Origin of the sequence: Streptomyces sp. NBC_01454, from assembly GCF_036227565.1 — a bacterium.
Taxonomy (GTDB): Bacteria; Actinomycetota; Actinomycetes; order Streptomycetales; family Streptomycetaceae; genus Streptomyces.
In genome coordinates this window covers 8,188,229-8,200,162 of sequence record NZ_CP109460.1, presented here as the reverse complement: position 1 = coordinate 8,200,162, position 11,934 = coordinate 8,188,229, and the positions used below count along the sequence as shown (strand labels likewise).

Genomic DNA, 11,934 nt, shown 5'->3' with positions numbered 1-11,934 from the left:
GGACCGCGCCCGGGACGCCACCGCCGTACTGCGATGCCGCTCAGCTCATGCGCACCAGCATCGTGCTGCTGTACGTGCGGTCGAGCAGGGCGGCGCACGCCGCCGGGAGCTGACCGGTGCCGCCCTCGACGACCGTGTGCAGGAACACGTTGCGTCCCTCCCGCAGCCACGGGCCGAACCGCGCGTTCCACTCCTCGATCTGGTCCGGGGTGTGCAGCGTGGCGAAGCCGCGCAGCATCAGGTCCTTGGTGATAGCCGACATCAGCGGCATCCGCGGGCTGCCGTCATCGCCCCCGCCGTGTGCAACATCCCGCGAGTTCGCCGTGCCCCTCGGTTCCTCGGCATGGGGCCTTACCAGGCACCTCGTCGCCCTCGGCCTGTGCGTCTATGGAGGGATCATGATGGTTCTTCAGGAATCCCGAAGGTCCATCATGATCTATGCGGATCCATCGCTCCCGCCTGCCGGGCTGACCTGCGGCAACGGGAGATGAAAGCCAGGACGAACCCGCGGGATGTCGCATAACTGGTGCGATGGATCAGAAACACGCACTTACCCACGATTGAACACGCACAGGCCGACTACGACGCTCAGCCGGGCCAACTCAACCGCTCACGGGCCATCTGAAGAACTCAGTCACACTGGTGCGAGGCAGCCGCCGGGCCACGAGCTGTCGCCCCTTCATGCCGTGCGGCTCGCTGCGTCCGTGTGGCCTGACCGAGCACCCTCGTCGTGAACGCGCTGTGGGGATCGGGGTGGTAGTCGGCGAACGGCACGCAGTGGAATCCGAACTCCTTGCGCGAGGAAGGCTGCGCTCTCCGGACCGGAGAGGTCGGCTGCCCTGATCTTCAACTTGCTTGCTCTTCCCCGGGGTTCGCGGTGCTGCGCTGCGCGCCACTCGCGTCGGCCGTCCCACCTGCCGGCGGTGCTTCATACCGAGGACTCCGGGGCCATGTCGAGCTCGACGAGCAAGGCCAGAAGGTTTGGATCGCCCGGCGGTTGCCGGCGGTCGACGCCGGAACATGGCGATGCGCCGCAGGGCAAGAACCCTGCGGCGCACCGTGGCGGGGGTGGCCGGTGAGCGGCATCAGCTCACCGGCCGGTCAAGGACCCTCAGTGGCCGTGACCGTGGCCACCGTGGCCGTGGCCGTGGCCACCATGGCCGTGGCCACCATGGCCGTGGCCACCGTGGCGGGACCAGCTTTCGACGTCGACGACCCGGCGGTGGTCGTTGCGCAGGGTGGCGGTGTCGGTGTTGTCCCAGATGTAGTTCCGGCGGTCCTGGTACAGGTCCCCGCGGGTGTCACGGCCGATGCCGGTGTGGACGCGGACCTGGCTGTGCCCGTTCAGCCAGACGTTGCCGAAGCGGTAGGTGTTGCCGGAGCGGTCCGACAGGGTCCAGCCGCGGAGGTTGACCGCCATGCGGCCGGTGTTCTTCACCGTCACGTACTCGGCATTCAGGCTCCGGTTGGAACGGTCGTCCCGCCCGGGGCTGTCGTACTGGATCGCGCCGAGAGCCACCGCGGAGTGGAAGCGGTGCGGGGCCGGAACGTGGTGACCATGGCCGGCCGCGGCGGCCGGGAGAGCAGCGGCGGCGGCAAGAGCGACCGAGCCGAGAACCGCTGCGGCGATGCGTGAAGCGTTACGGAGCACAGAAACCCCCTGGATACGGCGCCCATGACGGGCTGCCGGAAACCGGATACCCGGCCGGTTTGACCGGGCCCCCACACAGTGACCCCTCGTCACCCCTTGGCAGAAGAAATCCGGTTTGGTGTTACAAAACATGGACATATGCACAACCACACCGCGCCAGGCGCGCACTCCCCCGCGCCTACCAGCACCAACGCAACGCCCCTTACACCCATCCAGATGCCCCAAGGGGTTACCGCCGGTCTCGCCAAGGGGGCGAAGTCGTGATGCGGTGCCATCGCTTCGAACAGCGCGCAGAACAGGCAGGCGTACGGTGCGGCTCGTTGCTTCGCGGCCACGCCGCGGCGCACGGCATGGGAGAGGCTTCGGCGGCTGATGACCGGAGTCCTGGGTGCCGATGAGCTGAGCGCCGGTGACCTGAGCGCTGGTGACCTGAGTGCTGAGTGAGGGTGGTGCTGCGCGCCTCGGCGGGCGTGCCGTCCTGCGAGGGTGCGGCGCGGACCTGTTACGGGTCAGCCGTCTCACCTCAGTGACAGAGCTTCGCCTCGTGCTCCGCATGGCCGGCGGGCTCCAGCTGGAAGGTGCAGTGCTTGACATCGAAGCGCCGGCCCAGGCAGCCCTGCAGTTCGTGCAACACCTTCTCGTGCCCCGCCTCGTCCAGGGTGTCCTGGGTCACGACCACATGGGCGGAGAGCACCGGCATCCCCGAGGTGATCGTCCAGGCATGCAGATCGTGCACGTCCGCCACGCCGGGGAGCGCCATCATCCGGGCCCGGACCTCGGCCATGTCGACGCCCTTAGGGGCCGCCTCCAGCAGCACATTCAGCGTCTCGCGCAGCAGCTTCCAGGTACGCGGGACGACCATCAGGCCGATGACCAGGGACGCGATCGGGTCCGCGAGCTGCCAGCCGGTCGTGAGGATGACCGTGGCGGACACCAGCACCGCCACCGAACCGAGCGCGTCCGCGAGTACCTCCAGATAGGCCCCGCGCAGGTTGAGGCTCTCCTTCTGTCCGCGCATCAACAGTGACAGCGACACCAAGTTGGCGGCCAGACCGACCACGGCGAAGACGATCGTGAGACCGCCCTGGGTCTCGGCCGGGTCGAGGAACCGGCCGATGGCCTCGACGAGCAGATAGCCGCCCACGACGAGGAGGAGCAGACAGTTGGCGAGTGCCGCGAGGATCTCGGTACGGGCGTACCCGAACGTGCGGTTCGCCGTCGCCGGCCGGCCCGCGACAAGGATGGCCAGCAGCGCCATGGCGAGTCCGACCGCGTCCGTGGCCATGTGCGCCGCGTCCGCGATGAGCGCGAGCGAGTCGGTCACCACACCGCCGACGATCTCCAATGCCATCACACCGAGCGTGATGGCGAGCGCGATACGGAGCCGACCCTTGTGAGCCGCGGCCGCGGTACCGGTCGAGGGCTGCCCGTCGTGCGTGCGCCCGTGGTCGTGTCCAGCCCCCATGAAACTGCCTCCCAGTGGTCGGCGTGGCCTTGCGACACCTGCAGTGAACTACGGGTGGGGGGTATAGGGCAACACGGGACTGAACACCGTTGTCATGCGCGCTGACCTGCGGCTCTTCATCCGCCAGAGCGCATGGATCCCAGCGGGACGGAGTGAGGTGATGCGGGGCCGACACGATGGACAGCCGGCACGATCGACGGCTGATGCTGACGGCGGCTGCCCGGAAGAACTGCCTCGGTACCTGGCACCCGGTACCCGCTACGCCACACCGGCCTCGTCGACCGTCCTCCTCACCGGTCTCACTTTTCACTGCGGTCGTGCAGGGTAAGCGAGCTTGCGGAAGTCGGCGGATGAGGCGCCTCACGACGGGACCGAGCACATGTGGCAGACGATCACGAGCGACGAGCACCAGCCTTACCTGACCCAGCACGTCTGTCGGCCACAGCAGGCGGCGGACGCCCGCGATGTCACGACCGGCTTTCTCGCCGGCCTGCATCCTGCTCCGCCGCCGCCCACGGTGCAGGACCTGCTCCTGCTGGTCTCCGAGCTCGTCACCAATGCCCTGCGGCATGCGGGCGATGTCTCCGCTCTGCTGTTGACGGCGGACCGGCACAGCATTCAGGTCACCGTGGACGATCCCAGTCGCGCTCATCCGCAGGACCGCAGCCCCGATCTGACGGGGTGTTCAGGAGGTTTCGGCTGGCCCATGGTGCGTCGCCTGGCCCGCTCGGTCAGCATCGAGCCGCGTCCCGGCGGCGGGAAGGCCATCCGGGTGACCCTCCCGCGTTGAACGCAGCACCGAGGCCCCAGGGCCGGCGAGCTGTTCCGCACCGCTCCTCCTTGTCCCGGGGCCCACGATGACTCCCCGGCACCACCGCGCCGCGGGCGCACGGCAGGCATGGGTGTACCGCGCGTATTGCCGGGAAGAAGCCTCTTCGATCGGGGGCTCAGCGGTACGAAAAGGAGTCAGACATGGGCGTCGGCAGCACGATGGCGGACACCGCGCAGGACGCCGAAATCGCCGCCGAGAAGTGCGCAGTACCTGCTCAGCAGGAAGAACTCCCCTTTATCGAGTCTCCTGAGAACCTCGCTCCCGGCGATGCCCGCGAGATGTCCCGCTTGTTCTTCGAGCGGCTGGCAACGTTGGAAGAGGGCACTCACGAGTACCAGTACGCCCGTAACACCCTCATCGAGATGAACATTTCGCTGGTGCGCTACGCCGCCCGGCGATTCCGCAATCGCGGCGATGACTTCGAGGACATCATGCAGGTCGGCATGATCGGCCTGATCAAGGCCATCGACCGCTACGACCTGTCCCGTGAGGTGGAGTTCACCACCCTGGCGGTGCCGTACATCACGGGCGAGATGAAGCGCTTCTTCCGTGACACCACGTGGGATGTGCGCGTCCCGCGGCGGCTGCAGGAACTGCGCGTCGACCTCGCCCGCGCCAACGAGCACCTCAGCAGCGAACTCGGGCGGGACCCGAAGGTCTCCGAGCTCGCGGCGCACTTGAACATCACCGAGCAAGAGGTCGTCGAGGGCCAGGTGGCCGCCAATGGCTACAGCGCCTCCTCCATCGACGTCGCCATCAGTGAGGACGGCAACGATGCCCCGCTCGCGGACCTGATCGGCGCATGCGACGAGGACATGGATCTCTTCGAGGATCTCCACACCCTCAAGCCACTCCTCGACGGGCTTGCGGATCGTGACCGGCAGATCCTGGAAATGCGTTTCGGGCAGGAGATGACGCAGGCCCAGATCGGCGAAGCGCTCGGCATCTCCCAGATGCATGTCTCCCGGCTGCTCAGCCGCTGCTTGACTCATCTGCGTACCGAGATGCTCGGTACGGACTGATCTCTTCATGAACTGCACTCGCACGTGAAGCACGTGACAGCACGTGAACGACGGCGTGTCGGCCCCGATGTCCCCGCATCGGGGCCGACGCATTGGCGGAGATCTGCGCCAGTGATCTGGCGATGCGAGCCCTCCTGTCGTACGCGAGGCGCGTTTGGTCGTCCGCGTTCAGTCGTCCGCGGATCGACGGTCCCGGGGCTCGGTGTCGGGCAGGGTGAAGCAGGCCGTGACGGTTTTGCCGTGCCGGGTGGAGTGTGCCGTCCAGTCGTCGGAGACCGCGTCGATCAGGGCGAGTCCCCGCCCGCCGGTGCTGGTGGTATCGGGCGTACGCGGCACGGGCGACCCCGATCCGGAATCGTGCACGCTGACATGGAGGCATCGGCTGTCCCAGGTCAGGACCAGTTGGGCGGAGCTGTGGGCATGGCGGTGCGCGTTCGTGATCAGCTCCGAGACGGTCAGCAGGACGGCATCGACCGTCTCGGGCGCCTCGCGCGTCCAGCCGAGTGAGTCCAGATGCCGGCGTGCCCACTGCCGGCCCTCCCGCACCCCACCCGATATCGGGAAGGTCTGCGCCCATCCCACCGCTCGCAAGGAAGCATCCGACACACCGCACACCCCTTCCGCTTCGTGACGCCGTAGTCCACCGTCTACCCCGAAAGGGACAGATGACCGGGGCCCTGCTGCCTTTCGGTACGTGGTGGTCATCATCGCGGCTCGCCTTTGGTGATCCCTGACATGCATGTGGTGTGCGGGGCCGAGGAAGTCCGGCCCCGCACACCACAGATGTCACGGACGTCAGTCCTTGAAAGCGTCCTTGGCCTTTTCCTTGGCGCTGCGCAGGTCACCCTTGGATTCCTTGGCCGAGCCTTCGGCCTCCATGCGTTCATTTCCCACGGCCCGCCCCACGTTCTTCTCTGCCTTTCCGGTGGCCTGCTCGGTCTTGGCCTTGGCCTTTTCTTCGGCGCTCATGGTGAATCCCTTCATCAGCAGTTCTGTACGGTTCGGTCGGGAAGCCCGACGTTCATTCGAGTGCAGCGGTGCGTCCATTGCCACCAGCTGTCACCAGCGATACCAGCGGCCTCGCTTGCCGCCGGCGCCTGCCGAGCGCATCACGAAGCCCAGCAACCACACGGCGAGCACGATCACGGCCACGATCCACAGGGCCTTGAGTGCGAATCCGGCACCGAAAAGAAGCAGTGCCAGAAGAAGAACGAGAAGCAGCGGAACCATAGTTATCAACCTCCGGACAAGCGTGTGCCCCGGCTCTCCCCCGCCACACATTTCTCTTTATGGGTTTCTTATCGGAGGGGCGGGGCATCCGAAGCAGATTCTTCCTCGGCGGCGTGCGCGCACCGCTCTGCGGCGGACGCCCCAGCCGGATGTCGAGCGCCGGGCTCTGGGCTCCGGGCTCCGCACACCGCCCCCTCCGAGCACCACCCACCAGGCCTGACCGACCACCCCCATGTTGTGGCGCTTCGGCCGGTGATCCAGGGGGCAGGGTGTGGTGGACGCTGCGTGATGCCGTGCTGTGCCATCCGGTCGGGAGGCTTGCGAACATGCAGATATGGCAGGACACCACGGAATCGGGGCGGTGGCCCGGAAGTGCCTCTCCGCTGGGGGCCACCTATGACGGGAGCGGAACGAACTTCGCGGTGTTCTCCGAAGTCGCCGACAAGGTCGAGTTGTGTCTGTTCGACGAACGGGACCGTGAGGAACGCATCGAGCTGAGGGAAGTCGACGCATTCGTCCATCACGTCCACCTCCCCGACATCGGACCGGGGCAGCGCTACGGCTTCCGGGTGCACGGCCCCTTCCAGCCGGCCCGCGGTATGCGCTGCAATTCCCATAAGCTGTTGCTCGATCCGTATGCCAAGGCGATAGCGGGCCGGATCGAGTGGGATGAGTCCCTCTTCCCTTACCGCTTCGACGCCCCGCACCGCCGGAACAATGCGGACTCCGCATCCGCCACCATGAAATCGGTCGTGACCAACCCCTACTTCGACTGGGGCAACGACCACCCTCCGCAGGTGCCGTACCACGAGACAGTGATCTACGAGGCGCATGTGAAGGGCATGACCCGCACGCACCCGGCCATTCCCGAGGACATCCGCGGCACCTACGCCGCGCTGGCGCATCCGGTGATGCTGGACTACTTCACCGCCCTGGGTGTCACCGCCGTCGAATTGATGCCCGTGCACCAGTTCATTCACGATCACAGCCTCACGCAACGCGGACTGGCGAACTACTGGGGCTACAACACCATCGGATTCTTCGCGCCCCACAACGCCTACTGCTCCTCGGGGCAGCGGGGTGAGCAGGTGCAGGAATTCCGTTACCTGGTCAAGTGCCTTCATCAGGCGGGCATCGAGGTCATTCTCGACGTGGTGTACAACCACACCGCGGAAGGAAATCACCTCGGCCCCACCCTGGCGTTCCGGGGTCTGGACAATGCCGCCTATTACCGGCTGTCCGACGACGATCCCCGGTACTACTGGGACACCACCGGCACCGGCAACAGCTTGCGCATGAACCATCCGCACACCCTGCAGCTCATCATGGACTCGCTGCGGTACTGGGTGACGGAGATGCATGTGGACGGCTTCCGTTTCGACCTGGCCGCCACGCTGGCCCGTCAGTTCCACGGTGTCGACCGGCTGTCGTCGTTCTTCGACCTGGTCCAGCAGGACCCGGTCATCTCGCAGGTCAAGCTGATCGCCGAGCCCTGGGACGTCGGTGACGGCGGCTACCAGGTGGGCAACTTCCCGCCGTTGTGGACGGAGTGGAACGGAAAGTACCGCGACTGTGTGCGCGACTTCTGGCGCGGCGAGGGCGGCACGCTGGGGGAATTCGCCTCCCGGCTGACCGGCTCGTCGGACCTGTATCAGAGCGACGGGCGCCGGCCGCACGCCTCGGTCAACTTCGTCACCGCGCACGACGGATTCACCCTGCGCGATCTGGTCTCCTACCACGACAAACACAACACGGCCAACGGTGAGGACAACCGCGACGGGGAGAACCACAACCGGTCGTGGAACTGTGGCGCGGAGGGGCCGTCCGAGGACCGGGACGTACTGGCGCTGCGCGCCCGGCAGCAGCGCAATTTCCTGGCGACGCTGCTGCTCTCCCAAGGCGTTCCGATGCTCTCGCACGGGGACGAACTGGGCCGGACGCAGCGCGGCAACAACAATGCGTACTGCCAGGACAACGAGGTCTCCTGGGTGGACTGGCCCGCGGTCGCCGAAGGCAGCGACATGCTGGAATTCACCCGGGAGTTGATCGCGCTGCGCAGGGAGCATCCGGTGTTCCGGCGGCGGCGTTTCTTCCAGGGGGTGGCGGTGCGCGGCAGCCGGGACGGGCTGTCGGACATCGCCTGGTTCACGCCGGCGGGCCGGGAGATGACCGACGAGGACTGGGAGGCCGGGTTCGCCAAGTCGCTGGCGGTCTTCCTCAACGGTCAGGCGATATCCGAGCCGGATCCACGCGGCCGGCGCATGCACGACGACTCGTTCCTGCTGCTGTTCAACGCCCATCACGAGCCACTCGAATTCACCGTGCCGGGCGGTGTGGGCGAGTGGTGGAGCGTGGTCGTGGACACGGCCATCCCGTATGTGGAGTACCGGTCGCTCATCAAGGCCGGCACGGCGGTGGAGGTGGAGGCCCGGGCTCTTCTGGTGCTGCGCGAGTCCCGCCAGGAGTGACGGCCCCCTCCGGCCGGAGCCGACGACGGCGGCGGGCCGTGCGGAGCGGCGGGAGGAGAGGCCCGCACCGCCGGCGCCGACGGTGCGGGTCCGCCGCCGCAGGCCGTTTGCGTGTCCCCGCGCGGAGCAGGAGACCGGTCGGCGTGCAGGGGCTAAGGAAGGCAGTCAGGCGATGGCGGGCGAGCGCGGTGCGGCAGAGCGGGTGGGCGAGGGGCGAGCGGGGCCGGACGGGGCGTCGTACGCGCGCTATCTGCCCATCGCCGAGCACGGGCTGATCGGAGACCTGCGGACGGCCGCGCTGGTGGGGACGGACGGCCGGATCAACTGGTTCTGTGCGCCGCGCTTCGACTCACCGAGTGTCTTCGGGGCGCTGCTGGACGCGGACAACGGCGGTTGCTGGCAGCTGAGTCCCGTGGGCGACGTGGCCAAGCACCAGCAGTACTACTTCCCCGACACCAACATCCTGATCACGCGGATGCTGACGGACAGCGGCATCGTCGAGATCCAGGACTTCATGCCGGTGCTGGCGGAGGGCGACCGGCAGCACCGGCAGCGCCTGGTGCGACGGGTGGTCAGCGTACGGGGCAGTGCCCGCATCCGGACCGTCATCGCTCCGCGGATGAACTACGGCCGCGACGCACACCGTGCCCACCGGCAGCCGCACGGGGTGCGTTTCACCGGTGCCGCGCTGACCCTCTCCCTGCAGGCCAGCGCGACGCTGCGGGTCGAGGGCCGGGACGCGGTTGGTGAGTTCGACCTGGCGGAAGGGCAGTCGGTGCTCTTCGTGCTGGAATCCGCGGAGACGGCCGGGGGCGATCCCTCGGTCGACCTGGTGGATGCGCAGGCGACGGAGGAACTGTTCCGGTCCACCGTCCGGTTCTGGCGTCAGTGGCTGTCCCAGTGCACCTACACGGGGCGCTGGCGCGAGCGGGTCCACCGGTCGGCGCTGACCCTGAAGCTGCTCACCCACGAGCCCACGGGCGCGATCGTGGCGGCGCCCACGCTCGGCCTGCCCGAACAGCTCGGCGGCGAACGCAACTGGGACTACCGCTACGTATGGATCCGCGACGCGGCCTTCTCGCTGCACGCGCTGCTGCGCCTCGGCTTCACCCGCGAGGCACAGGCCTTCATCGGGTGGCTGACGGACTGTCCGCGCGGCGCCCAGGACGGTGACCGCGGCCCCTTGCGAGTCCTGTACTCGATAGACGGCCACGCCGACCTGCCCGAGCACGTCCTCGACCACTGGGGGGGCTACCGGGGGTCCGCCCCGGTGCGGGTGGGAAACGGCGCGGCCGGCCAGCTCCAGCTGGACATCTACGGTGAACTCTTCGACTCGGTCTATCTGTTCGACAAGCACGGTGCGGGCATTTCCCATGAGAGCTGGACGGACCTGTGCGCGATCCTGGACTGGCTCCTGGAGCACTGGGACACCCCGGACGCGGGAATATGGGAGACCCGTGCCGGGCAGCAGCGCCACACCTACTCGCGGCTGATGTGCTGGGTGGCCGTCGAGCGCATGATCAGAATCGCTCAGCGGCGTGGTCTGCCCGGTGATCTCGGGCGCTGGATGTCCGCACGCGATGCGATGTACCACCAGATCATGGACCGGGGCTGGAGCGAGCAGGAGCAGACGTTCGTGCAGCGCCTCAGTGACGAGGCGGGGCAGCCACCGGAGAGCATCCTGGACGCCTCGCTCCTCGTGATGCCGATGGTCAAGTTCCTGTCTCCGGACGATCCGCGGTTCCGGTCCACGGTGCGTGCGATCGGCGCGAATCTCGTCACGGACAGTCTGGTGTTCCGCTATGACCCGAAGCAGTCGCCCGACGGACTGGACGGCACGGAGGGGACCTTCTCCATCTGCTCGTTCTGGTGGGTGGAGGCGCTGGCCCGCACCGGTCAGATCGAGGAGGCGCGGCTGGCGCTGGAGAAGATGTTCACCTACGCCAACCACCTCGGCCTGTACGCGGAGCAGATCGGGACGACGGGTGAGCACCTGGGCAATTTCCCGCAGGCGCTCACCCATCTCGCACTGATCAGCGCGGCCACGAGCCTGGACGGCTTCATGGGCTGAGGCGCCCCGCGCCCGCGGGGGTGGGTGGACGGTGGGCGGCCGGGAGACCGCTACCTAGACGCCGTCCGCCTGCCGGCGCCGTTCCACCACGTCGTCCAGCCGGCGGCGGGCCCGTACGGCGCGTGCCCGGTCGGCGGTGGACGCGTCCGTGACATCGAGGAACAGCTGGTCGAGCTGCGGCCAGCGCGCGCGGAGTTCCGTCTTCGTCCGCACCAACGCCGCTTCGACCAGTTCGCTGTCGAGACCGGCCACCAGGTCGATGCGCGCCGCCAGCATCACCGATTCCGGCCCGAGTTGCATCGTCATGGCCGCGGTGACGGTGTCGATTTCCGGCTGGTCGTGCAGGAACGTGAGCACCTGCTGCTGGAGTTCGGGGGCGGCCGCCTCGCCGATCAATTGGGTCCGGGCGCTCTTGCCGAGCATGAAGGCGACGTAGACCAGCAGGGCGCCGATCAGCAGGGAGGCCCAGGCCTCGTAGGCGCCGTTGCCGGTGGTCATGTGGAGTGCCATGCCGAGGAGGGCGAGCAGGACTCCGAGGCATGCGGTGCTGTCCTCCGCCAGGACGGTGCGCAGGGCGGGGTCCTCGGTGTTTTTGATCTCGCCCAGCATGCTGCGGCGGTGGGTCCTGGCCTGCGTCCGCACCTGGGACAGGGCCCGGATCAGCGACGTTCCCTCGGCGAGCATCGCGACGGCCAGCACGACGAGGCCGATGAGGTATCCCGTGCGGGATTCCGTCTCTTGGGTGTGGAAGGCCACGATGCCCTGGAAGAAGGAGAAACAGCCGCCCGTCACGAAGATGCCGACGGCCGCGAGCAGGGACCAGAAGAACCGTTCCTTGCCGTATCCGAAGGGGTGCCGGTGATCCGCGGGGCGTTCGCTGCGCTTCACCGCGGCCAGCAGGAAGATCTCATTGAGGCTGTCCGCCACCGAGTGCGCCGCTTCGGAGAGCAGAGCGGGCGAGCCGGCCACCACTCCCCCGACGGTCTTGGCAACGGCGATCCCGAGGTTGGCCGCGAGGGCGACCCACACGGTCTTCCTGGTCTCCCCGTCGCGCCCGCCGTGCGTCGGTTCTGACGGGTCCCGTGCCGCGTCCTCGCTCATCTCCGGCCGTTCTCCTCCCCGGCCGGAACTCCGGCCCCCAGCACGGATGCCCCTCGTTGCCTGCCCCATTCCTCACGAAGGGCGCAGGTACCCG

General features: G+C 67.8%; 11 protein-coding genes. 4 read left to right on the top strand and 7 right to left on the bottom strand.

Annotated elements, in window-relative coordinates; translation table 11 throughout:
* Positions 1-40: 40 nt before the first annotated feature.
* From OIU81_RS36025 to OIU81_RS36015, 3 genes are all read right to left on the bottom strand, one after another.
* Entirely contained in the window at positions 41-262 is a 222-nt protein-coding gene (locus OIU81_RS36025; RefSeq protein WP_290356877.1) for a hypothetical protein, read from the bottom strand.
* 849 nt (positions 263-1,111) lie between these two features.
* Complete coding sequence (locus OIU81_RS36020) at positions 1,112-1,651, bottom strand: lamin tail domain-containing protein (protein ID WP_329154597.1); 540 nt, start codon at positions 1,649-1,651, stop codon at positions 1,112-1,114.
* A 523-nt stretch (positions 1,652-2,174) separates the two neighbouring features.
* Positions 2,175-3,116 carry a cation diffusion facilitator family transporter gene (locus OIU81_RS36015; protein WP_329154595.1) on the bottom strand — a complete coding sequence of 314 codons (942 nt, stop codon included), beginning with the start codon at positions 3,114-3,116 and terminating at the stop codon, positions 2,175-2,177.
* Between the two features lie 379 nt (positions 3,117-3,495).
* Between OIU81_RS36015 and OIU81_RS36010 the strand changes: the two genes are divergently transcribed.
* Positions 3,496-3,906 carry an ATP-binding protein gene (locus OIU81_RS36010; protein WP_329154593.1) on the top strand — a complete coding sequence of 137 codons (411 nt, stop codon included), beginning with the start codon at positions 3,496-3,498 and terminating at the stop codon, positions 3,904-3,906.
* 200 nt (positions 3,907-4,106) lie between these two features.
* The gene (locus OIU81_RS36005) at positions 4,107-4,970 is read left to right on the top strand and encodes a SigB/SigF/SigG family RNA polymerase sigma factor (protein WP_443074184.1); all 864 of its coding nucleotides are present in this window, start codon (positions 4,107-4,109) and stop codon (positions 4,968-4,970) included.
* A gap of 168 nt (positions 4,971-5,138) precedes the next feature.
* Here the strand turns inward: OIU81_RS36005 and OIU81_RS36000 are convergent, their stop codons facing one another.
* The 3 genes from OIU81_RS36000 to OIU81_RS35990 form a co-directional block, all read right to left on the bottom strand.
* Positions 5,139-5,576 carry an ATP-binding protein gene (locus OIU81_RS36000; RefSeq protein ID WP_329154589.1) on the bottom strand — a complete coding sequence of 146 codons (438 nt, stop codon included), beginning with the start codon at positions 5,574-5,576 and terminating at the stop codon, positions 5,139-5,141.
* Positions 5,577-5,765: 189 nt separating this feature from the next.
* Entirely contained in the window at positions 5,766-5,939 is a 174-nt protein-coding gene (locus OIU81_RS35995) for a CsbD family protein (protein ID WP_329154587.1), read from the bottom strand.
* Between the two features lie 90 nt (positions 5,940-6,029).
* A complete protein-coding gene (locus OIU81_RS35990; RefSeq protein ID WP_189099500.1) occupies positions 6,030-6,200 on the bottom strand; it encodes a hydrophobic protein in 171 nt (56 codons plus the stop codon).
* A 326-nt stretch (positions 6,201-6,526) separates the two neighbouring features.
* On the opposite strand from OIU81_RS35990, the gene glgX reads away from it, so the two are divergent.
* Both glgX and OIU81_RS35980 read left to right on the top strand, forming a co-directional pair.
* Positions 6,527-8,668, top strand: a complete 2,142-nt coding sequence (gene glgX / locus OIU81_RS35985; protein WP_329154584.1) for a glycogen debranching protein GlgX — start codon at positions 6,527-6,529, stop codon at positions 8,666-8,668.
* A gap of 172 nt (positions 8,669-8,840) precedes the next feature.
* The gene (locus OIU81_RS35980) at positions 8,841-10,739 is read left to right on the top strand and encodes a glycoside hydrolase family 15 protein (protein ID WP_329154583.1); all 1,899 of its coding nucleotides are present in this window, start codon (positions 8,841-8,843) and stop codon (positions 10,737-10,739) included.
* A gap of 54 nt (positions 10,740-10,793) precedes the next feature.
* On the opposite strand, the gene OIU81_RS35975 is transcribed toward OIU81_RS35980, so the two are convergent.
* Entirely contained in the window at positions 10,794-11,840 is a 1,047-nt protein-coding gene (locus OIU81_RS35975; RefSeq protein ID WP_329154581.1) for a cation diffusion facilitator family transporter, read from the bottom strand.
* Between the last annotated feature and the right edge of the window lie 94 nt (positions 11,841-11,934).